The organism is Streptomyces sp. NPDC051940 (assembly GCF_040680895.1).
Taxonomy (GTDB): domain Bacteria; phylum Actinomycetota; class Actinomycetes; order Streptomycetales; family Streptomycetaceae; genus Streptomyces.
Window position 1 is genome coordinate 1 of record NZ_JBFAXR010000136.1, and the last position, 21,974, is coordinate 21,974.

Sequence of the window (21,974 nt, forward strand, 5' to 3'; positions counted from 1 at the left end):
CGCCAGGGTGTCGGCGAGCGCGGCGCGGGCGAGGGCGGCGGCCTCCTCGGGGGAGTAGGCGGGGGTCAGCCGGGTCTTGACGCGGCCGGGGCGGGGCTCCTTGGCGATGACGAGGAGGGTGGTGTCGCCCCGGGGGGCGGGCGCGTCACGGCGGGGGGCGCCGTTCACGGTCCGGCGGGGTGTGCTCAACGCCGTACCTCCGCCCCCGCCGGCGGGGCCGCCAGGACCGCGCGCATGTCCCGTACCGCGTGCCAGGTCCCCCGCCAGGTGCCGGTGACCTTCGACTTGCCGGAGCGGGGCAGGTACGGCACGTCCAGCTCGGTGATGCGCCAGCCCGCGTCGGCCGCCTTCACCACCATCTCCAGCGGGAAGCCGCTGCGCCGGTCCTCGATGCCCAGCGCCCGCAGCGGTTCGCGCCGCGCCACCCGCATCGGGCCGAGGTCGCGCAGCGTCACGCCGGTGCGCCGGCGGAGCATCCGCGACAGGGCGGCGTTGCCCGCGCGGGCGTGCAGCGGCCAGGCGCCGCGGGCGCGCGGGCGGCGCCGGCCCAGCACCAGGTCCGCCTCACCGGTCCGGACCGGTTCGGCCAGCAGGGGCAGCAGCCCGGGGTCCAGCGAGGCGTCGCAGTCGCAGAAGCAGACGAGGTCCGCCTCGGCCGCCGCGAGCCCCGCCGCGCAGGCGGAGCCGAAGCCGCGGCGGGGCTCGTGCACCACCGTGGCGCCGAGCCGCCGGGCGATCTCCGGGGAGCCGTCGGTGGATCCGTTGTCCACCACCACGGCCCGCCAGCCCGGAGGAATGCGCTCCAGGACCCAGGGCAGCGCCTCGGCCTCGTCCAGACAGGGGAGGATCACATCCGTCATGGCCCTCACCCTACGAGAATGAACCGGACATAAAGGACGTAGAGATCTTACGAAAGGCGGACGCTCCCCGCACGGGCTCACACCCCCCGGGCCTGTGCGCCGCCCGCCGTGCCACGCTGGCGGCATGGACCGACTGCCCTCGCGCATCCTCGTCGTCGACGACGATCCGACCGTCTCCGAGGTGATCACCGAGTACCTGGGCCGGGCGGGGCACACCGTCGACCGCGCCGCGGACGGCCCGGCCGCGCTGGCGCGAGCGGAGGCCGCGTGGCCGGACCTGGTCGTACTGGACCTGATGCTGCCCGGGATGGACGGCTTCGCGGTCTGCGCGGCGCTGCGCCGCCGGGGTCCGGTGCCGGTCATCATGCTCACCGCGCGCGGCGACGAGGACGACCGGATCGCGGGGCTGGAGCTGGGCGCGGACGACTACGTCACCAAACCGTTCAGCCCGCGCGAGCTGGTGCTGCGGGTGGACTCGGTGCTGCGCCGGGCGCGCGCCCTGGCCGGCGGCGAGGGCCCGCGCGGCGGCACGCTGCGGGCGGCGGGGATGACGCTGGACCCGGCGGCCCGGCGGGTGGTCCGCGACGGCCGGGAACTGGCCCTCACCCAACGGGAGTTCGACCTCCTCGCGCACTTCCTGGCGCATCCCGGGGAGGTCTTCGGCCGGGAGGAGCTGATGAGCCGGGTGTGGGGCTGGGACTTCGGCGACCTCTCGACGGTCACGGTCCACATCCGCCGGCTGCGCGCGAAGATCGAGCAGGACCCGGCGAAGCCGCGGCTGATCACGACGGTGTGGGGTGTGGGCTACCGCTTCGACAGGGAGCGGGCGGCGGGCGGAGCCGACGGCCGCGGCGACGCGGACGGCACCGGCGACGAGGACAGCACCGACGCGGGTCCCGGGGAGGCATGATGCGCGACGTCCTGCTCATCGCCCTGCTCGCGTTCGGCGGTGCCGCCGTGGCCGGTGCCGTCGGGGCGCTGGCGCTGCGGCTGCTGCGCGGCCGGTCGCTGCTGGTGTCCATCTCCGTCGTGGCCGCGACCGCCGTACTGGCGATGCTGTCCGGCACGCTCGTCGTGGCGTTCGAGATGCTGCTCAGCTCGCACGACCTGAACGTCGTCATCATCGTGTGCCTGATGGCCGCCGTGGTGGCGATGGCCGTCGCCGCCCTGCTGGGCCGCTGGGTCGCCGCCCGCGGCGAGGACCTCGCGCGCGCCGCGCGCACCTTCGGCGAGGACGGCCGCTTCGCCCCGCCGGAGGGCGCGGTCAGCGCCGAACTGGCCGCCGTCAGCCGCGAACTGGCCGTCACCAGCGCCAGGCTCACCGCCTCGCGCGAGCGCGAACGCACGCTGGAGTCGTCCCGCCGCGAACTCGTCGCGTGGATCTCGCACGACCTGCGCACGCCGCTGGCGGGGCTGCGGGCGATGGCGGAGGCGCTGGAGGACGGCATGGCCGCGGACCCCGCGCGCTACCACCGCCAGATCCGCACGGAGGTGGAACGCCTGAACGGCATGGTCGGCGACCTCTTCGAGCTCTCCCGCATCCACGCCGGCGCGCTCACCCTCTCGCGCACCAGGCTCTCCCTGTACGAACTGGTGGCCGAGGCCCTCGCCGGCGCGGACCCGCTGGCGCGTGAGCACGGCGTACGGCTGATCGGCGACCAGGTCACCGATCTGCCGGTCGACGTGGACGGCCGCGAGATGACCCGCGTCCTCGGCAACCTCCTGGTCAACGCGATCCGCCGGACCCCGGCCGACGGCACGGTCGCGGTGGCCGCGCGGGCCGGCGAGGGCGGCACGGTGGTGGTGTCCGTGACGGACGAGTGCGGCGGCATCCCCGAGGAGGACCTGGCCCGCGTCTTCGACACGGGCTGGCGCGGCACCCACGCGCGCACCCCGCCGGCGGGCGCGGGCCTGGGCCTGGCGATCGTCCGCGGCATCGTCGAGGCCCACGCGGGCCGCACCACGGTGCGGAACGTGACCGGCGGCTGCCGCTTCGACGTGGTCCTGCCGGCGTCGCCGTAATCCACAGGCCGACCGGTGGTTGTCGGTGGCCGCCGATAGCCTTGACAGGGGCGTGCCCCCCGGGCGGGCGGGGTCTGTTTACGTCCGGCTGTCGACCGCCGTACGTCCCACTGCCAACCCTCTACGTCCCCCCGCCGACCCGCACCCCCGCCAGCTCCGCCATCCCCTCGGCGAAGGGCACCGCCGGGTGCCAGCCCAGGGCCGCCTTCAGGCGGCGGGAGTCGGCGGTGATGTGGCGGACGTCGCCCAGGCGGTACTCGCCGGTGACCACCGGGGCCGGTCCGCCGCAGGCGGCGGAGAGGGCCGCCGCCATGTCGCCGACGGTGCGGATCTCGCCGCTGCCCGTGTTGTACGCCGTGAGCGTGCCCGGTGCCGGGTCGGACTCCAGGGCCAGGGCGTTGGCCCAGGCCACGTCCCGCACGTGCACGAAGTCGCGGCGCTGGCCGCCGTCCTCGAAGACGCGCGGCGCCTCGCCCCGCAGCAGCGCCGACAGGAACAGCGCCGCCACCCCCGCGTACGGCGTGTCCCGGGGCAGCCCGGGGCCGTACACGTTGTGGTAGCGCAGCGAGACCGCCGCGGAGTCCGTCGACCGCGCCCACACGGCCGCCAGTTGCTCCTGCGTCAGCTTGGTCACCGCGTACACGTTCCGCGGGTCCGCCGGCGTGTCCTCGCCGACCAGGCCGGGGGCGAGCGGCGCCCCGCAGCGCGGGCACGGGGGCTCGAAGAGCCCCGCGTCGAGGTCCGCCGGGCGGCGCGGGCCGGGGCGTACGACGCCGTGGTCGGCGCACTCGTAGCGCCCCTCGCCGTACACGACCATCGACCCCGCGAGCACCAGCCGCCGTACCCCCGCCGCGGCCATCGCCGCCAGCAGCTCCGCCGTGCCCAGGGCGTTGACCCCGGTGTAGTCCGGCGCGTCGGCGAAGTCCTTGCCCAGGCCCACCTTCGCCGCCTGGTGGCACACCGCGTCCACGCCGCGCAGCGCCCGCGCGACGGCCGCCGGGTCCCGGACGTCGGCGCCCGGATCGGCCGCGGTGTCGAACGCCACCGGCTCGTGCCCGGCGGCGTCGAGCGCCGCCACGATCGCCGATCCGATGAAACCGGCGCCTCCCGTGACCAGAATCCGCATACCGGCGACCTTAGGGGCGCGGCCCCGCCCCGTGGCCGAGGCCGCGCGCGGTGTCACACTCCGGTAAGACGGTCAGAGCGGGCTGACGGCGATCAGCGGGGTGATGCTCCCCCGGCGGGTCGGGACGCTGCCGACCACGGTGATCGCACCGTCCCGCACGGTGATCCCGTTCAGGTTGGGGGCCGTTCCCTTGATGTCGGGCATCGACCGCAGCGTCAGCCCCGCCGCGTTCCCGGTCAGCACGAGCGACTCGGTGCGGGACACGTCCTGGCCGACGGCCGCGATGCCGTCGGGCGTCAGCGCCACCGATCCCAGGCGTCCCGCCTCCGCCGGTGCCGTCACCTGGCGCCAGGCGGTGCCGTCGTAGTGCATGACGAGGGCGTGGCCCCGGTCGTTCTCGTCGATGAGCACCCGGCCCACCGCCCAGACGTCGTCGGGCGCCTTGGCCGCGACGTCGTAGAACTCGCCGTACACACCGGCGTACGGCACCGGGGTGGGCGTCCAGGTGCTGCCGTCGTAGTGCATGGCGCGGGGCTGGTCGCCGCTGGAGTAGCCGAGCGCCCAGACGTCGGTGGCGCTGGTCGCCTCGACGGCGGTGATGTTCTCGAAGTCGGCTCCCGGCGGCAGCTCCACGGCCGTCCAGGAGCTGCCGTCCCAGTGCCGCAGCAGCGGGAGGAAGGTCCCGGAGTCGTCCGGTACGCAGTACCAGCCGCCCGCCCAGGCGTCGTCGGGCGCGACGGCGGCCACGTGCTGGCCGGTGGAGCAGTTCTCCGGTACGGGGATGTCGGCCGAGATCCACGCCGTGCCGTCCCAGTGGACGGCGGGGACGTCGGTGTCGCCGGGGGTCGAGGAACCGCCGACGGCCCAGACGTCGCCGGCCGACGAGGCGTCGACGTTGTTGAACCACTCCCCGTCCCGGCTGTCGGCGGGCGTGGGGACGACCTGCCACCCCCGCCCGTCGCGGTCGTCCTTGCCGACCAGCACGGGCCGGTCCCCGGCGGCGGTCCACTGGTCGCCGACGGCCCAGGTGGTGTGCTCGTCGAGCTGCGCCAGGTCCTGGAGGTAACCCGCCTCGAAGGGCTCCGGCTGCACGCTCCAGGCGCCTCCCGCGCTCGCGGCCGCGGGCACCGCCAGCAGGCCCGCGGCCACCAGGGCCACCGCGCTCACGCCGCGTATCCGGCGTGGGCGTTTCGTCATCGTGCTCATGCGGAACTCCGTTCACTGGTACGGGACAGGGGCGCCCGTACCAGTGACGCGCCGTCGGCACCCGGGCGTTACAGGCGGCCCGTACTCCGACTCGGTCACAAGGGCAACGCCCCTGTCGCACTGGCGCTCGAAGGGTGACCCCGGCGCGCCGCCGCGGGACCGCCGCGCCGCGGAAGCCGCCGGTCGGCGCACCGCGCCGCATCGACGCGGAATCGTTCATTCCTTGCCGGTCGGCACCGCCCCCAACCACGCTCTTTCGAGCGATTGCCCCCCTTTCCCACGGATTCCTAGATTCGCCGTATGACGACAGTCGATGAACCCACGCAGTACAGCCTCGCCACCGCCGCGGCCAAGAACCTCGCCACCACCACCAAGACGCCCCCGCAGATGCAGGGGATCTCCTCCCGCTGGCTGCTCAGGGCGCTGCCCTGGGTGGACGTCCGAGGCGGCACGTACCGCGTGAACCGTCGGCTCACCCACACCCTCGGCGACGGCCGCGTCGAGTTCGTCTCCACCGGCGCCGAGGTCCGCGTCATCCCGCAGGAGCTGCGCGAACTCGCCCCGCTGCGCGCGTACGACGACGAGCCCGTGCTCACCGCCCTGGCCGGCCGCTTCGAGCAGCGCGAACTCACCCCCGGCGACGCCCTGGTGACCGCGGGCGCCCCCGCCGACCAGGTGCTCCTCGTCGCCCACGGCAAGCTCAGCCAGCTCGGCCGCGGCAAGTACGGCGACGAGACGACCCTCGGCATGCTGTCCGACGGCGACCACGCCGGCGCCGACGTACTGCTGGGCGCCGAGGCGGACTGGCCGTACACCCTGCGGGCCGTCACCCGCGCCACCGTCCTGGTGCTGGACCGGGCCGCCCTGCAGGCGGTGCTGGACGTCCACCGGGACCTGGCCGCGCACCTCTCGGCGTACCAGGCGATCCCCGCGCAGCGGCAGAACAGGGCGGGCGAGGCCGAGATCGCGCTGGCCTCCGGACAGCACGGCGAGTACCAGCTCCCGGGCACCTTCGCCGACTACGAGCGCACCCCCCGCGAGTACGAACTGAGCGTCGCCCAGACCGTCCTGCGCGTGCACTCCCGGGTCGCCGACCTCTACAACGAGCCGATGAACCAGACCGAGCAGCAGCTCCGGCTCACCGTCGAGGCGCTGAAGGAGCGCCAGGAGCACGAGCTGGTCAACAACCGGGAGTTCGGGCTGCTGCACAACGCCGACCTCAAACAGCGCCTGCACACCCGCTCCGGCCCGCCCACCCCGGACGACCTGGACGAACTGCTCTGCCGCCGGCGCGACACCCACGTCATGCTCGCCCACCCGCGCACCATCGCCGCCATCGGCCGGGAGCTGAACTCCCGCGGCCTCGTCCCGCCGCCCGTGCCCTTCCAGGGCGGCGAGGTCGTCGGCTGGCGCGGCGTGCCGATCCTGCCCTGCAACAAGATCCCGGTCACCCCGGAGCGTACGAGCTCGATCATCGCGATGCGGCTGGGCGCCGACAACCAGGGCGTCGTGGGCCTGCACCAGAAGGGCATCCCCGACGAGATCGAGCCGAGCCTGAACGTGCGCTTCATGGGCATCGACGAGCAGGCGATCATCTCGTACCTGGTCAGCGCCTACTACTCCGCGGCGGTGCTGGTGCCCGACGCGCTCGGCATCCTCGAGGACGTGGAGATCGGCCACTGATGACGGCGGGCGCGGGGCAGCCGTTCCGGCTGCCGGACTTCTACCTGCCGTATCCGGCCCGGCTGAACCCGCACACCCCCCAGGCCCGGGACCACACCCGGGCCTGGGCCCGCGGCATGGGCATGCTGGAGGGCTCCGGGATCTGGTCGACGGCCGACCTGGACGCGCACGACTACGCCCTGCTGTGCGGCTACACGCATCCCGACTGCGACGCGGAGACGCTGAACACCGTCACCGACTGGTACACGTGGGTCTTCTTCTTCGACGACCACTTCCTGGAGCTGTTCAAGCGGACCGGCGACCGGACGGCCGGAAGGGCCCATCTGGAGCGGCTGCCGCAGTTCATGCCGATGGAACCCGAAGCGGAGATCCCCGAGCCGGCCAACCCGGTCGAGGCGGGCCTGGCGGATCTCTGGCGGCGTACCTGCCCCGCCATGTCCCGGGCCTGGCGGACGCGTTTCTCCGAGGTCACCCGGCATCTCCTCGACGAGTCCGACTGGGAGCTGGCGAACATCAACCGAGGCCGGGTGGCCAACCCGGTCGAGTACGTCGAGATGCGGCGCAAGGTCGGCGGCGCCCCCTGGTCGGCCTGTCTGGTCGAGTACGCGACGGGGGCCGAGGTACCGGAGCGGCTGGCCGGATCAAGGCCGCTGCGCGTGCTGCGCGACACCTTCGCCGACGCCGTGCACCTGCGCAACGACCTGTTCTCGTACCAGCGCGAGGTCGAGGACGAGGGCGAGCTGAGCAACGGCGTCCTGGTGCTGGAGCGGTTCCTGGACCTGTCGGCGCAGGAGGCGGCGGACCGGGTGAACGAGCTGCTCACCTCCCGGATGCAGCAGTTCGAGCACACCGTCCTCACTGAGCTGCCCCCGCTCGCCCCGGACCCGGCGGAGGCCGCCGCCGTCCTGACGTACGCCAAGGGCCTCCAGGACTGGCAGTCCGGCGGCCACGAATGGCATCTGCGCTCCAGCCGCTACATGAACGAGGGCGCCGTCGACGCCGGCCCCCGGCTGCCGGGGCTGCCGACCGGCATGGGCGTCTCGGCCGCCCATGTGCGCGAGGCGCTGCGCAAGCACGCGCACGTGCCGGGGCAGCGGACCGGGCCGTCGCTGCTGCCGGACTTCGACGTACCGTTCCCGCTGACGCTGAGCCCCCTGCTGCCCGAGGCCCGCCGCGACCTCCTGGCCTGGGCCCGGAGCACGGGCATCGTCTCCGACACCCCCGCGCCGCCCGGCGGTTACGTCTGGGACCGGGCGAAGCACGACGCCGCCGACCTGGCCCTGGCCCCGGCCGGGATGCAGCCCGACGCCACCCTGGCGGAGCTCGACCTGTCGGCGGCGTGGCTGGAGTGGGGGACGTTCGCCGACGACTACTACCCCGCGGTCTTCGGCCGCACCGGCGACGTGGCGGGCGGCCGGGCGTGCGCCGAGCGGCTCAAGCGGTTCATGCCGGTCGACGACACGCCCGCACCCGCTCCGGCGGGCCCGCTGGAGACGGGGCTCGCGGACGTCTGGGCGCGGACCGTCGCGCCGATGGACGGCGGGCAGCGGCGGTTCCTGCGGGAGGCGGTCGACCGGATGCTCGACAGCTGGCTCTGGGAGCTCGACAACACCGCTCTGCACCGCGTCCCGGATCCCGTCGACTACAACGAGATGCGGCGCGCCACCTTCGGCGCCGACCTCACCATGGCGCTCAGCAGGCTGGGCCACGGCCGGCTGGTGCCGGAGGCGGTGTACGGCAGCGGGCCGATGCGGGCGCTGGAGAACGCGGCCGCCGACTGCATCGCGCTGACCAACGACATCGTGTCGTACCAGAAGGAGCTGGAGTTCGAGGGGGAGCTGCACAACGCCCTGCTCGTCGTGCAGACGTTCTTCGACTGCGACTACCCGTCCGCGCTGGCGGTGGTGGCCGACCTGCAGCGGGCGCGGATCGAGCAGTTCCAGCACATCGCCCGCACCGAACTGCCGCTGCTCTACGACGATCTGGGCCTCGACGGCGAGGCGCGGGCGGCCCTGGACCGCCATGTGAGGGAGCTGGAGAACTGGGTGGCGGGGTGCCACCACTGGCATCTGTCCGTCGACCGCTACCGGGAGGCCGAACTGCGCCGCGCGGCGGGCAACCCCGCGCTGCGCACCCGCCCGCCCCTGATCTACCTGAATGGCGGATAGCGCGCATCCGGGTGGATGGAGTTCCCTGGGCCAGACTGACCGAAGTCGTTGACGGTCCGCGCGGGAGGGCGACCCGATGTCCGTATCGATCTCCGTGGTCCTGCTGCTCGTGATCCTCGCGGTGATCTTCCTGCGCAGCGGCTCCCTGAAGATGACCCATGCGCTGGTCTGCGTACTGCTGGGCTTCTACCTGGCGAGTACGGCGATGGCCCCGACGATCCAGACGGGCCTGAACGCCACGGCGAACATGGTGAGCAGCATCCAGCCCTAGGGCCTGGAGGCGCTCACTTCGCGTCCGCGTAGCACTCCACCGCCGCCGTCGTGAACGGGAACCGCACCGGGATGTCGCCGAAGGCGATCCGGGTGGCCTCCGCCGCCGAGGCGTCGATCACCGAACGGACCGCGTCCACCTCCCCGGCGGGGCAGTGCACGATGACCTCGTCGTGCTGGAAGAACACCAGCTCGCCCGCGAGTCCCGCCGCGTGGAGCCGCTGCCGGATCCCGGCCAGGAGCAGCAGCGCCCAGTCCGCGGCGCTGCCCTGGACGACGTAGTTGCGGGTGAAGCGCCCGCGCGCCCGGGCCGCGCTCGTCGTCCCGTACGCCGGGGCCGCGTCCTCCTCCTGCGGCAGGCCCGCCTCGCCGCTGTCCGCCGCGCCCGACGGCGGGCAGGTGCGGCCCAGATGCGTGCGTACGAGGCGGCCCTCCTCGCCCGCCCGCGCCGCGTCGTCGACGTAGGCGACCGCGGCCGGGAAGCGGCGGCGCAGGTCCGCGAGGTGCTTGAGGGCGTCGCCGGAGGTCTGGCCGTAGATCGCGCCCAGCAGCGCCAGCTTGGCCTGCGCGCGGTCTCCGGGGAACGCGCGGTCGGCCAGCGCGGCGTACAGGTCGCGTTCGCCGCCGGCCACCTCCATCAGGCCGCGGTCGCGGGAGACGGCCGCCAGGACGCGGGGCTCCATCTGGTCCGCGTCGGCCACGACGAGCCGCCAGCCGGGGTCGGCGATCACCGCGCGGCGGATCACCTTGGGGATCTGCAGCGCGCCGCCGCCGTTGGTCGTCCAGCGGCCCGAGACGGTCCCGCCCGGGGTGTACTCGGGGCGGAAGCGGCCGTCGGCGCCCACCCAGGTGCGCAGCCACTGCCAGCCGTGGGCGGTGTGCAGCCGGTAGAGCCGCTTGTACTCCAGCAGCGGGGCGACGGCCGGGTGGTCGACGGACTGCAGCTCCCACTTGCGCGTGGACGTCAGCTTGACGCCCGCCTGCGCGAAGGCCTTCAGGACGTCGGCCGGGAGGTCGGGCCGTACGCGCCGGCCGAACGCCTGCGACACCTCCTCCGCGAGCCGGGCCAGCCGCGGCGGCTCGAGGCCCCCGGGGTAGCGCCCGCCGAGCAGCTCCGTCAGCAGGGCGTCGTGCACGTCGGCGCGCCAGGGCAGGCCCGCACGGCCCATCTCCGCGGCGACGAGCATGCCGGCGGACTCGGCGGCGATGAGCAGCGCCATCCGGCCGGGGTGTCCGGTGCGCGCGATACGGCGCTGCTGCTCGTCGTACACCTCGCGCAGGGCCGTCAGCGGATCCGTGCCCTCCGGCAGGGCGGGGCCCGGTGCGCCGGTGTCGAACAGCGACGGCTGCGGTTCCCCCTCGGCGGCGGCGCGGGGCGGGGCGTCCTCGGGTACGGGCAGCCCGCGCAGCCGCGCGTACGCGGCGGGCAGGCCGCGGGGCAGCCCGGCCATCCCCTCGTGCGCGAGCAGCAGGGTCTCGGCGTCCTCCACGTCGTAGCACCGCTCGACGCGGCAGCCGGCCTCGAGCACGCGCTCGTACAGGGCGGGCGTCGAGCGCCACACCCAGCGCTCGGCCTCCGGGCGCGCCCGCACGGCGGACCCGGCGTCCGGGTACGCCTCCGCCTGCCCGGTCTCCCCGCCGACCGGGCAGACCAGCACCCCACCCCCCTGACCCTCCGCCATGAACCACCGCACAGGCCGAGTGTGACACCGGGGTACGACATCGGAACCGACCGTCGCCCCGGACCGTCCCAGTGGCACGGTCGGGGCCGAAATCCGGCCATCTCGTTGCCACTGCAACGGGTCCCGGGACCCGACAAACCGTGTCACACACGCCACGCGCACCGCTCTGGCCTCAGTAAACGCACTGTGGAATCGCGCGTTCACCATGCGTGCACGTGCATTTGCCGATGCAGATGCACGTCAACAGAGCTATGATCCACCGCAGTTGACGACGGCAACAGACATTGACGGCAACTGGTATGGGAGAGCCCCGTGGCCCAGGCGTACAACGGCATGCCAGCCGGAGATCTTCACGGTGCCGTATGGCAGAAGAGCCGGTACAGCAACTCGCAGGGAACCTGCGTCGAGTTCGCAAAGCTGCCGGGAGGCGAGATAGCCGTGCGCAACTCGCGCTTCCCCGACAGCCCCGCCCTCATCTACACCCCGGCAGAGATCGAGGCCATGCTGCTGGGTATCAAGGACGGCGAGTTCGACCATCTCGTTACGGGCTGAGCCGGCTGAGCCGGCCGCGCCGCGGATCCGCGCGGGTCAGGGCTTCGTGCAGCGCCCCGACCCGCCGTCCTGCGGGTAGCAGATCAGCGGATAGTCCGCGCTGTCGTGGCTGAGGTAGCGCCCGTAGCAGGTGTTGGGCGTCGTCCGCCCCCGCTCGGCGCAGAACCCCACCGCGGCCTTTCCGTCGGCGAACGGCCCCGGCGCGTAGACCACCCAGTAGCCCGCGCGCAGCGACCCGTAGGAGTCGCTGCGCAGCACCCGCGCCTCCGGCACCGTCCCGCGGATGTCCGCGAGCCGCGCGTCGCGCGCCGACGCCCCGCTCGACACCGGTACGGAGGCCAGGACGGCGATCCAGGTGTCGGTCGCCGGACCCTGCGGCGGGGGCGTCGTGCCGGGCGGCGAGGAGCTGGGCGGCGGGCTCGACGACGGCCCGGAGCCCGGGGGCGAGGAGGCGGGAGTGGTGCCGCCGTCCGACGTCGGTCCGCTCTGGTTCCGGTCGTCCGCGGTCCCGCCCGTGCCGCCCCCGGACTGCTGCCCCTGCTGCCCGCCGAGCAGGATCAGCGCGGCGATCAGCCCGCCGACCAGTGCCAGCGCCGCCACGACGGCGGCGGCGACCAGCGCCGGATGCGTTCCGCGCGCGGGCACCGGACGGGTGGCCGGTTCGTACGGCGCGGGCCGGGGGCTGTCCAGCGCCGTCGGGGTGTACGCGGGCGCCGGCTGCGGCACCGCCCCGGCCGACCGCGTCACCTGGCGCAGCATCCCCTCCAGCCGCCCCGCCGCCGGACGCGCGGCCGGGTCCTTGACCAGCAGCGCCCCCAGGACGGGCGTCAGCGCCCCGGCCCGCCGCGGCGGCGGCACCGGCTCCTCGACGACGGCGGCCAGCGTGGCGAGCGTGCCCGCCCGGCGCAGCGGACTGACGCCCTCCACCGCGACGTACAGGGTCATGCCCAGGGACCACAGATCGGCGGCCGGGCGATCGGTGGCGCCGCGGATGCGCTCGGGGGCTATGTACTCGGGGGAGCCGACGACCTCGCCGGGGTTGGTCAGATGGGAAGAGTCGGCGAGGGCCGCGATGCCGAAGTCCGTGAGCACCGCCCGCCCGTCGGGCCGCAGCAGCACGTTCGCCGGCTTCACGTCGCGGTGGTGGATCCCGGCGGCGTGCGCGGCGGTGAGCCCGGCGAGCACGTCCAGCCCGATCCGGGCGGCCTCCTCGGGGGCGATCGGCCCGGCGGTCAGCCGGTCCTGCAGACTGCCGCCCGGCACCAGCTCCATCACCAGCCAGGGATGCGGGTCGGCCTCGACGATGTGGTGGATGGTGACGACGTTGGGATGGCTGAGCCGGGCCAGCGCCCGGGCCTCGCGCAGCACGCGCTCGCGCGGCAGCTCCGCCGCCCGCGCGTGCACTTCCTTCAGCGCGACGTCGCGTTCCAGCGCGGTGTCCCGCGCCCGCCACACCGTGCCCATGCCGCCGCTGCCGAGCCGCTCGAGCAGCTCGAAGCGACCGTCGATGATCCGCCCCCGGCCCCCGGTCATGCCACCAGGCTACTCAGCGCCACCGGTGTGGTCCTACTGCGCCCCCTGTGCGGGCGGCAGATGGAACAGCGCCCACACCACCTTGCCCCGCAGCGAACCGGCAAGCGGATGCCAGCCCCAGCTGTCGCTGAAGGAGTTGACGAGGAACAGCCCCCGCCCCGACTCCTCCGCGAAGTCGGCCTCACCCGCGACCGGGCTGTCGCAGCTGGGATCGCGCACCGCGCACACGAGCCGCGAGGACCACCGCATGATGTGCAGCCGCACGGGCGGATCGACCGGCTCGCGGGCGTCACGCGCGTCGCCGCCGGGCAGGGCGTGCCGCAGGGCGTTGGTGACGAGTTCGGAGACCACGAGCGCCACGTCGTCGCAGAGCTTGTCCAGCTCCCAGTGGCGCAGGGTGGCGGTGGTGAACCTGCGGGCCCCGCTGACCGCCTCGTACTCGGCGGGCAGGGCGCACGAAGCGGCTCCGGCGACGGCCCCCGGGTCTATCGGGGGCAGCCCCTGCCATAAGGGTTCGAGCATGGTTTGTGCTTCGGGTCCCATGCGCGGCACTCCCGGCAGTCGCGGCTGACGTCACCAATCGCTTTGCGAGTGACCATCGTTCCGAATGCGCACGGCAGATGCAAGGGCAGATGCACGTGCACGCGATCGGAATGCGTAGTTCAGGACCGATACGTGCCAGATGAGATTTAAAACTTTCCTATATCTGTAACCACTTGAGCACACAATGAAGCGTGTTCGTGGCAGACTGTGGCCCGTTGATGCCTGGGGGGCGCCGGGGGGCGAATGGGCTGCGAAGAGCAAGACGGGCGGAGGCGAGCGGATTCATGACCGGTGTGGACAAGTCGAGCGGGTCCGTGGTGCGCCGCATCCTGCTCGGCGCCCAGCTGCGGCGGCTGCGCGAGGAGCGGGGTATCACCCGCGACGCGGCCGGCTACGCGATCCGCTCCTCCGAGTCCAAGATCAGCCGGATGGAGCTGGGGCGGGTGAGCTTCAAGACCCGGGACGTCGAGGATCTGCTGACGCTGTACGGGGTGGCCGACGAGCGCGAGCGCACGGCGCTGCTGGGCCTGGTGCGCGAGGCGAACACGGCCGGGTGGTGGCACAGCTACACCGACGTGCTCCCCGGCTGGTTCCCCACCTATGTCGGCCTGGAGGCGGCCGCCTCCTCCCTCGAGGTGTACGAGGTGCAGTTCGTCCACGGACTGCTGCAGTCCCCGCGCTACGCCGAGGCCGTGGTCACGGCCGGCCAGCCGAGCCTCTCCTCCGCCGAGGTCGAACGCCGGGTGGGCGTCCGGCTGGAGCGGCAGAAGCTGCTGTACGCCGAGTCGGCGCCGCGACTGCACGTCGTCATGGACGAGGGCGCGATCAGCCGCCCGTACGGCGGCGGCGAGGTCTTCCGCGAGCAGCTGCTCCATCTGCTGGACCTGACCGAGATGTCGAACGTCACTCTGCAGATCGTGCCCTTCGACTACGGCGGCCACGCCGCGGACAGCGGCGCGTTCACCGTGCTGGGCTTCCCCGACGGGGACCTCTCGGACGTGGTGTACGTCGAGCATCTGACCTCCGCGATCTACCTCGACAAGGCGGAGGACGTCGGCCGCTACCACGCGGCCATGGACCGGCTGCAGCGCGCCGCCCTGACGCCGGCGGAGACCCAGGACATGCTGCGAACGCGCGCACGCCGGAGCTAAACGTTCAACCGGCGGATATTTCCAGCCAGTTATCGGACTAGATCATTCAACTGGTGCAACCAATCAGTACGATGACATGCCATCAGGCCGCGATCGATCTCGCGACCTCCCCGGTACGACTGCAGGCGGGAATGGCATGTCCTACTTCGACGAGCTGGCCAGCCAGTACATCGACGGCGAGTGGCGTCAGGGTGCGGGTTCCTGGGACCTGATCGACGTCAACCCGTACGACGGCGGGAAGCTCGCCGCGATCACCGTGGCCACCGCCGCCGAGGTCGACCAGGCGTACCGCGCGGCCGAACGCGCGCAGCGGGACTGGGCCGAACAGAGCCCCTACGCCCGGCGGCTGGTCTTCGAGCGCGCCGTACGGATCGTCGAGGAGCTGGAGGAGCGGATCGCCCGCACCATCATCGCGGAGGTGGGCGGCACCCACCGCAGCGCGGCCTACGAGCTCTTCCTGACCAAGGACATGCTCCGCGAGGCGATGTCGTACGCCCTGCGCCCCGAGGGGAGCGTGCTGCCCTCGCCGGTCCCCGGCAAGGAGAACCGGATCTACCGGATCCCGGTCGGCGTCGTGGGTGTGATCAGCGCCCACAACTTCCCGCTCTTCCTGGCCATGAAGTCCGTCGCCCCGGCGCTGGCACTGGGCAACGCGGTGGTGCTCAAACCCCACCAGGACGCGCCCGTCGCGGGCGGCACGCTCATCGCGCGGATCTTCGAGGAGGCGGGGCTGCCGCCCGGCGTGCTGAACGTCGTGGTGACGGACATCGCCGAGATCGGCGACGCCTTCATCGAGCACCCGGTGCCGCGGGTGCTCTCCTTCACCGGCTCCGACGGCGTCGGCCGGCACGTGGCGACGGTCGCCGCGCGGAACTTCAAGCGCGTGGTGCTGGAGATGGGCGGCAACAGCGCGCTGATCGTGCTGGACGACGCGGACGTCGACTACGCCGTCGACGCGGCCGTGTTCAGCCGTTTCGTCCATCAGGGCCAGGTCTGCATGGCCGCCAACCGGGTGCTGGTGGACCGGTCCCTCCAGGCGGAGTTCACCGAGCGGTTCGTGGCCCGGGTGCGGGCGCTCAAGGTCGGCGACCCGGCCGACCCGTCGACGGATCTCGGGCCGCTGATCAGCACTCGGCAGGCGGAGCTGGTCACCGAGCAGGTCGAGGCCGCGCTGGCGGCCGGCGCGACGGCGCTGGTGCGCGGGGCGGCGGACGGCACGCTGGTGTCGCCGACCGTGCTCACGGGGATCGCGCCCGGTGACCCGATCGCGCGCCGCGAGCTCTTCGGCCCGGTCGTGGTGATCATCCCCTTCGACGGGGAGGACGAGGCGGTGAAGATCGCGAACGACACCCCGTTCGGCCTGAGCGGCGCGGTGCACACCGCGGACACGGAGCGGGGCGTGCGGCTGGCGCACCGGATCGACACGGGCATGATCCACGTCAACGACGGCACGATCGCGGACGAGCCGATCGTCCCCTTCGGCGGCGAGAAGAGCTCGGGCGTGGGCCGGCTCAACGGCGAACCCACGGTGGAGGCGTTCACCACGGTCAAGTGGATCTCCATCCAGCACGGCCGTACGCACTTCCCCCTCTGAGGGCGGGGGCACTGCCACCTCGGGGAACCGGCGCACGTTCACCCGTTCGGCGGCGGGGCGCTCGCCGCGGTACGGGGGCGGGTCAACCATGGCGGTGACGCCCGTTCCGTACCGAGGAGGAGCCCGCATGACCGCACCCACCGCCGCCAAGACCGCCCGGGATCTGATGCATCCCGGTGTGGAGTGCGCGAAGGCCACGGACACGGTGGCCACGGCCGCCGTCCGGATGCGTGAGCTCGACGTCGGCTGCATGCCGATCTGCGGGCCCGACGACAAGCTGATCGGCATGCTCACGGACCGCGACATCGTCACCGAGTGCGTGGCGATGGGCAAGGACATGACGATGGTGCACGTCGGCGAGCTGGCCAAGGGCGCCCCCGCCTGGGTCGACGCGTCCGCCACCAAGGACGAGGTGCTCGCGGTCATGGGCCGGAACCAGGTCCGCCGGCTGCCCGTGATCGAGGGCCACCGGCTGGTCGGCATGATCAGCGAGTGCGATCTGGTCCGCGGCCTGGAGCGCGACGACGTCGCCGCGTTCTGCAACGCGGTCTACGGGGCCTGACGCTCCCGCACGTGGCGAAGGGCCGGGCTCCCCGCGGAGCCCGGCCCTTCGCGCACCGCCCGGCGCTACTTCTTGTCGCGCAGCGGCGGCACCACCTCCGGGCTGACGTTGTTCCCCGGCTGCGGGTCGTGGGTCGTGGACCACACCCGCGCCACGTTGCCCAGATCCGAACCCGAGCCCCGGTAGCCGGGGTCGAGCCGGACGCGGAAGGTCCAGGTGTACGACTCGCCCGCGCCCAGCTCCGGCAGCGGACCGCAGGTCACCTTCTGCCCCTTCGCCGTGCAGCCGTCCGTGGACCGGACGAAGTCGATCGCCCCGGGCAGCGTGTCGCCGGCGGTCACGTCGTGCGCCGCGTATGGGCCCTTGTTGGTGACCCGCACCTTGTAGACGAACCGGTCGCCCGGCCCAACCGGCCCGTCGGCCCGTACCCGCTTGACGACTCGCAGATCCGCCTGGGGGTCGGCCACGTGCGGGGCGGCGGCGCAGTTCGGGTCCTGGGAGGTCTCGTCGCAGTTGGTGCGGGGGGTCTCGGCCGCGAGCGCGCTGACGGCGTTGTGCAGCAGGCCGTCGCCGGTGGGCGGATCGTTGAGCCGCACCGTGTACCTGATGGTGGCCGTCTGGTCGGGTGCGAGATCGCCCGACCAGGCCACCCGCCCGTTGCCGTACGTCAGGTCACCTGTGCCGGCCTCCCCGCCGCCGTACCCGGCGTCGTCCAGGGCCTGCGCCAGATCGTCGCTGAACCTGGCCTTCGGGTACGGCACCTCGCTGGTGTTGGTGACGGTCACGGTGTACGTGACCAGGTCGCCGGGCCGCACGACCATCGGCGCGGCGGTCTTCTTGAACTCCAGGTCGGGGATCGGCACCGACAGCGCCACCTGGAACGGCACGTACGTGTCGCCGTTGGTCTCGAAGGTGAGGTCGGCGCAGGTCGACCCGGCCGGGATGGTCTGCGCCGGCAGCGGGAACTTCTTGGCGTCGAGGCCGAGGGTGTTGACGTAGCCGGGATCGACGGCTCCGTCGGCGGTGCTGTCGAAGAAGTTGTTCGTCGAGTTGGTGTGCTCGTCCTTGATCGCGGTGCCGTTGACGCGGAACTTGTCGCCGCTGGTGCCGCGGTCGCCCTCCAGCGCCGACACGCCGGCGTTCGGCGTCGCCGTCCCGTAGCGGTAGAAGTCGCAGACCTGGACGGTGGTCGGCGCGTCGCCGGAGCCCTGCCGGACGTGCCCGTAGTACAGGTCGACCGCCCTGCGGGTCGGCGCGTACTGCGCGTCCGGCCCGTCGTACGCGTACACCACCTGCAGCGACCAGCCGCCGACGCAGCCCTTGCCCTGCGGGGCGAAGACGTTGCCGACGGACACCGGGACCGGATCGGTGCCGCCGGTCACCCCGGCGAAGAAGGAGGTGACGTCGGCGCGGGCGGAGTAGTAGTGCGGGCCGGCGCCGTTCGCCGGGTCCGCGACGGAGTCGGCGACGGTCACCGGGACCATGGGACCGTTCGCCACCCGGATCAGGGGCTGGGCGGTCAGCGGGTCGAGCCCGCCGGGCGGCTGGGTGGCCGGGCCGGCGGTGTCGCAGACGGCCCGGCCGGTCGTTCCGTACGTCCCGGTGTTGCCGCCCCAGATCAGCTCCGCGTGCACCACCTCGGCGCCGGGCGGGACGGCCACCTCGCCGGTGCTGGAGTTGTACGTCCCGGCGGCCCCGCTCCGGTCGACGTACATCATCTCGATGGAGTTGTTGTTGGTGTTCGTCGTGCCGGCCGCCGCGGCCTCGCACGCGGCCGCGTCGGGGTGTCCGGCCGGCGGGCAGCCGAGCACCGTGTTGCCGACGGTCAGGAAGTCGCCGTAGACGTGGTCGGAGTAGACCTTCTGGAACGGCTTGACCACGACCTCGGCGGCCGGGGCCGCGACGGCCGGCGCGGTGGACAGGACGACGGGCGCTGCGGCCGTGCACAGGGCGGCGGTCGCGGCCAGCAGGCCGCGGTACCGGCGACGGGATTTCCGAGTCATGCGGACAAATTATTTGAATCCAGTTCAATTCCCCGGATGCGGCCCGCCGGGCCGCGTGTCCGGCCCGCAGGTCATCAAGTTTGAATAGCTCCGCATAGGCTGGAGGGCACACCTGCATCCACCGACGAAAGGCGGGGTGGTCGATGTCCGCGACGCGGCTGCTGGTCCTCGGGGCGGTGCGCCGGCACGGCCGCGCGCACGGCTACCAGGTCCGCAACGACCTGGAGTACTGGGGCGCCGACGACTGGGCGAACGTCAAACCCGGGTCGATCTACCACGCCCTCAAGCAGATGGCGAAGCAGGGACTGCTGTACGCGCACGACGTGGCACCCAGCACGGCCGGCGGCCCGCCGCGTGTGGAGTACGAGCTGACGCCCGAGGGCGACGCGGAGTACTTCGCGCTGCTGCGGGAGTCGCTGCGCCGGCACGACCAGAAGATCGACTACCTGACGGCCGGCGTCGGCTTCGTCGTCGACCTGCCGCGCGCGGAGGCGATCGCGCTGCTCAAGGAGCGGGTGCAGGCGATGGAGGGCTGGCGGGGCGCGGTGCGGGAGCACTACTCGCCGCAGGGCGACGAGGACTACGGCCACATCGGCGAGATCATGCGCCTCTGGCTGCACAGCGCGGAGAGCGGCATCGAGTGGACGCGCGGCCTGATCGACCGCCTGGAGGCGGGCGCGTACGTGATGGCGGGCGAGGGTGACCCGTGGGCGGCGGGGGGCTTCGTCGCGGAGGAGGCGCCGGAGGCGGACTGCTAGCCGGGCCGTGCCACCCACCGGGTAATCAAGTTTGACTAATGCGTCGCCAGGGTCTACCTTCGACGGTGTGGTCAAGTTTGACTACTGCTTGCCGAGCTGGAGGAGGCGTATGACCGGGACTGGGACCGGGACTAGGACTGGGACCTGGACCGACGCGGTGGTCGTCGAGGGGCTGCGGAAGAGATTCGGTGCCAACCGGGCCCTCGACGGGCTCGACCTGACCGTGGCCCGGGGCGCCGTACACGGCGTCCTCGGCCCCAACGGGGCGGGGAAGTCCACCCTGGTCCGGATCCTGGCCACGCTGCTGCGCCCGGACGGCGGCCGGGCCGAGGTGGCCGGCCGTGACGTGGCGCGCCACCCGGACGAGGTCCGCTACCGCATCGGCCTGCTGGGCCAGCACGTCGCGCTGGACGAGGCCCTCAGCGGCCGGCAGAACCTGGAGCTGTTCGGCCGCCTCTACCACCTCGGCGGCACCCGCGCCCGGAGCCGCGCGGCCGAGCTGCTGGAACGCTTCGGCCTCGCCGACACGGGCGCCAAGCCCGTCGCCCGGTACAGCGGCGGGATGCGCCGCCGGCTCGACCTCGCGGCCAGCCTGATCCTGCGCCCGCCGGTGCTGTTCCTGGACGAGCCGACGACCGGGCTCGACCCGCGCGGCCGCACGGAGGTGTGGAACTCCGTGCGCTCCCTGGCCGACGGCGGTACGACCGTGCTCCTCACCACGCAGTACCTGGAGGAGGCCGACCAGCTCGCCGACCGGATCTCGGTCGTGGACCACGGCCGTGTGGTAGCCGAGGGCACGCCCGACGCGCTCAAGGCGGAGCTGGCGGGGGACAGGATCGACGTGGTGGTGCGGTCCGCGGAGCGGCTCGCGGCGGCGGCGGACGTGGTCGGCATGGCGGTCGGCGCGGCTTCGGTGGACACGGATGCCGACGCCCGGCGGGTCAGCGCGCCGGTCACCGACCGGATCGCGGCGCTGACCGCGGTGGTCCAGGCGCTGTGGGCCGCGGGGATCGAGGCGGAGGACATCGCGCTGCGGCGGCCGACGCTGGACGAGGTGTTCCTGAGCCTGACGGGCGCGACACACGAGGAGGCGGCCGTATGACCACGACGACGGAGCACTACCCGGCGCCCATGGCACCGGGCGGCGGCGGCCGGCTGCGCTGGGCGCTGGCGGACGGCTGGACGATGACACGGCGCGGGCTCGCGCACTGGGCGCGCCGGCCGGGGCAGTTGGCCGTGGGGCTGGTGTTCCCGGTGATGATGCTGGTGATGTTCGCGTACTTCCTGGGCGGCGGGATGGCCGTGCCCGGCGGCGGTTCGTACAAGGAGTTCCTCGTCCCCGGGATGCTCGCGCTGACCATGGCCTTCGGGCTGGAGGCCACGATGATCGAGCTCACCCAGGACCTCGGCCGGGGCGTCGTCGACCGCTTCCGCTCGATGCCGATGGCGCCGTCGGCGGTCCTGGTCGGCCGGGCGCTCACGGACATGCTCCAGTCCGTGCTGTCGCTGGCCGTGATGCTGGCGGCCGGCGCGGCGGTCGGCTGGCGCTGGCACGGCCCGCTCGGCGAGGCGCTGGCGGCCGTGGGCCTGCTTCTGCTGCTGCGCTTCGCGATGCTGTGGGTGGGCATCCATCTCGCGCTGGTGGCGGGGAAGCCGGAGCTGGTCCAGGCGGTGCAGATCCTGGTCTGGCCGGTGGCGTTCCTGTCCTCGGCGTTCACGTCACCGGCGACGATGCCGTCGTGGCTGGGCGCGATCGCGTCGTGGAACCCGCTCTCCGCCACGGCGGGGGCGATCCGCGAGCTGTTCGGCAACCCCGGCTGGCAGGACACCGGCTGGGCGGCGGAGCACGCGGTCCTGCTCGCGGTGGCGTGGCCGCTGGCGCTGGTGGCGGTGTTCGCACCGCTGGCGGTACGGCGGTACGGCCGGCTGAGCCGGTAGCCCGCGGGGTTACGGCTCGGTCTCCGGCTCCACGACGACGGCCGTCCCGTACGTACCGCGACCGCCCGGTGAGCCCGAAGACCTCCCCGACCACGCGGGGAGCCCGGCGCCGCTGGCGCGTGTGCGGGGTGGCCGTTGTCCGTCCGGTGCCCGGCGCCGCCCCGCGCCTGCGGCGCGGGGATTGCCCCCACCCACACGCCACCCGTCAACGTGTCGCCTGGTCACCGCCGGCGCCTGGGGTGAGTGGGCGAACCGTTCACGTCCCCATGGCGTGAGGGTTCGGGCGGGGACCCCCCTGGCCTACGTCAAGCGAAGCAGTAGGC

Annotated in this window: 19 protein-coding genes and 1 pseudogene; 12 read left to right on the forward strand and 8 right to left on the reverse strand. The window is 73.3% G+C overall.

Annotation, left to right across the window (positions count from 1 at the left end; genetic code table 11):
* Both AB0M28_RS33920 and AB0M28_RS33925 read right to left on the reverse strand, forming a co-directional pair.
* Positions 1–189, reverse strand: a pseudogene (locus AB0M28_RS33920) (hypothetical protein); the annotation flags it as partial.
* A complete protein-coding gene (locus AB0M28_RS33925) occupies positions 186–860 on the reverse strand; it encodes a glycosyltransferase family 2 protein (protein WP_365413493.1) in 675 nt (224 codons plus the stop codon). The pseudogene AB0M28_RS33920 and the gene AB0M28_RS33925, both read right to left, overlap by 4 nt.
* Positions 861–984: 124 nt before the next feature.
* Here AB0M28_RS33925 and AB0M28_RS33930 point away from each other — a divergent pair, with 124 nt between their 5' ends.
* Together AB0M28_RS33930 and AB0M28_RS33935 are read left to right on the forward strand one after the other, a co-directional pair.
* Positions 985–1,770 carry a response regulator transcription factor gene (locus tag AB0M28_RS33930; protein ID WP_365413495.1) on the forward strand — a complete coding sequence of 262 codons (786 nt, stop codon included), beginning with the start codon at positions 985–987 and terminating at the stop codon, positions 1,768–1,770.
* Positions 1,770–2,882 (forward strand): ATP-binding protein, encoded by a 1,113-nt coding sequence (locus tag AB0M28_RS33935; RefSeq protein ID WP_365413524.1) that lies wholly within the window; start codon positions 1,770–1,772, stop codon positions 2,880–2,882. The genes AB0M28_RS33930 and AB0M28_RS33935 overlap by 1 nt, the downstream gene beginning before the upstream one ends.
* Positions 2,883–3,003: 121 nt before the next feature.
* Here AB0M28_RS33935 and AB0M28_RS33940 read toward each other — a convergent pair whose 3' ends face one another.
* Together AB0M28_RS33940 and AB0M28_RS33945 are read right to left on the reverse strand one after the other, a co-directional pair.
* Entirely contained in the window at positions 3,004–4,008 is a 1,005-nt protein-coding gene (locus AB0M28_RS33940) for an NAD-dependent epimerase/dehydratase family protein (protein WP_365413497.1), read from the reverse strand.
* 72 nt (positions 4,009–4,080) lie between these two features.
* The gene (locus tag AB0M28_RS33945; protein ID WP_365413499.1) at positions 4,081–5,214 is read right to left on the reverse strand and encodes a hypothetical protein; all 1,134 of its coding nucleotides are present in this window, start codon (positions 5,212–5,214) and stop codon (positions 4,081–4,083) included.
* Between the two features lie 300 nt (positions 5,215–5,514).
* On the opposite strand from AB0M28_RS33945, the gene AB0M28_RS33950 reads away from it, so the two are divergent.
* The 3 genes from AB0M28_RS33950 to AB0M28_RS33960 all read left to right on the forward strand — a co-directional run bounded on the left by AB0M28_RS33950 (position 5,515) and on the right by AB0M28_RS33960 (position 9,336).
* Entirely contained in the window at positions 5,515–6,897 is a 1,383-nt protein-coding gene (locus AB0M28_RS33950) for a family 2B encapsulin nanocompartment shell protein (protein WP_365413501.1), read from the forward strand.
* Entirely contained in the window at positions 6,897–9,065 is a 2,169-nt protein-coding gene (locus AB0M28_RS33955; RefSeq protein ID WP_365413503.1) for a germacradienol/geosmin synthase, read from the forward strand. Before AB0M28_RS33950 ends, AB0M28_RS33955 begins: the two co-directional genes overlap by 1 nt.
* 76 nt (positions 9,066–9,141) lie before the next feature.
* Positions 9,142–9,336 (forward strand): hypothetical protein, encoded by a 195-nt coding sequence (locus tag AB0M28_RS33960; protein WP_365413505.1) that lies wholly within the window; start codon positions 9,142–9,144, stop codon positions 9,334–9,336.
* Between the two features lie 13 nt (positions 9,337–9,349).
* Here AB0M28_RS33960 and AB0M28_RS33965 read toward each other — a convergent pair whose 3' ends face one another.
* Positions 9,350–11,017, reverse strand: coding sequence for a bifunctional 3'-5' exonuclease/DNA polymerase (locus tag AB0M28_RS33965; protein WP_365413526.1), 1,668 nt, complete (start codon positions 11,015–11,017; stop codon positions 9,350–9,352).
* 312 nt (positions 11,018–11,329) lie between these two features.
* Between AB0M28_RS33965 and AB0M28_RS33970 the strand changes: the two genes are divergently transcribed.
* The gene (locus tag AB0M28_RS33970; protein ID WP_365413507.1) at positions 11,330–11,569 is read left to right on the forward strand and encodes a DUF397 domain-containing protein; all 240 of its coding nucleotides are present in this window, start codon (positions 11,330–11,332) and stop codon (positions 11,567–11,569) included.
* Between the two features lie 36 nt (positions 11,570–11,605).
* Here the strand turns inward: AB0M28_RS33970 and AB0M28_RS33975 are convergent, their stop codons facing one another.
* A complete protein-coding gene (locus AB0M28_RS33975; RefSeq protein ID WP_365413508.1) occupies positions 11,606–13,102 on the reverse strand; it encodes a serine/threonine-protein kinase in 1,497 nt (498 codons plus the stop codon).
* A 33-nt stretch (positions 13,103–13,135) separates the two neighbouring features.
* On the reverse strand, positions 13,136–13,624 hold the full coding sequence (locus tag AB0M28_RS33980; RefSeq protein WP_365413510.1) for an ATP-binding protein: 489 nt from the start codon (positions 13,622–13,624) through the stop codon (positions 13,136–13,138).
* Between the two features lie 305 nt (positions 13,625–13,929).
* Between AB0M28_RS33980 and AB0M28_RS33985 the strand changes: the two genes are divergently transcribed.
* The 3 genes from AB0M28_RS33985 to AB0M28_RS33995 all read left to right on the forward strand — a co-directional run bounded on the left by AB0M28_RS33985 (position 13,930) and on the right by AB0M28_RS33995 (position 16,952).
* Positions 13,930–14,796 (forward strand): helix-turn-helix transcriptional regulator, encoded by an 867-nt coding sequence (locus AB0M28_RS33985; protein ID WP_365413512.1) that lies wholly within the window; start codon positions 13,930–13,932, stop codon positions 14,794–14,796.
* Between the two features lie 136 nt (positions 14,797–14,932).
* Positions 14,933–16,390, forward strand: coding sequence for an aldehyde dehydrogenase family protein (locus AB0M28_RS33990; protein ID WP_365413514.1), 1,458 nt, complete (start codon positions 14,933–14,935; stop codon positions 16,388–16,390).
* Between the two features lie 127 nt (positions 16,391–16,517).
* Positions 16,518–16,952, forward strand: coding sequence for a CBS domain-containing protein (locus tag AB0M28_RS33995; RefSeq protein WP_365413516.1), 435 nt, complete (start codon positions 16,518–16,520; stop codon positions 16,950–16,952).
* A gap of 65 nt (positions 16,953–17,017) precedes the next feature.
* Here AB0M28_RS33995 and AB0M28_RS34000 read toward each other — a convergent pair whose 3' ends face one another.
* A complete protein-coding gene (locus AB0M28_RS34000; RefSeq protein WP_365413518.1) occupies positions 17,018–18,955 on the reverse strand; it encodes a DUF11 domain-containing protein in 1,938 nt (645 codons plus the stop codon).
* A gap of 143 nt (positions 18,956–19,098) precedes the next feature.
* Between AB0M28_RS34000 and AB0M28_RS34005 the strand changes: the two genes are divergently transcribed.
* The 3 genes from AB0M28_RS34005 to AB0M28_RS34015 all read left to right on the forward strand — a co-directional run bounded on the left by AB0M28_RS34005 (position 19,099) and on the right by AB0M28_RS34015 (position 21,651).
* Entirely contained in the window at positions 19,099–19,713 is a 615-nt protein-coding gene (locus tag AB0M28_RS34005) for a PadR family transcriptional regulator (protein WP_365413520.1), read from the forward strand.
* Between the two features lie 109 nt (positions 19,714–19,822).
* Positions 19,823–20,815: an ATP-binding cassette domain-containing protein gene (locus tag AB0M28_RS34010; protein ID WP_365413522.1), complete on the forward strand. Its 993-nt coding sequence runs from the start codon at positions 19,823–19,825 to the stop codon at positions 20,813–20,815.
* Between the two features lie 29 nt (positions 20,816–20,844).
* Entirely contained in the window at positions 20,845–21,651 is an 807-nt protein-coding gene (locus tag AB0M28_RS34015; RefSeq protein WP_365413528.1) for an ABC transporter permease, read from the forward strand.
* Positions 21,652–21,974: the final 323 nt, after the last annotated feature.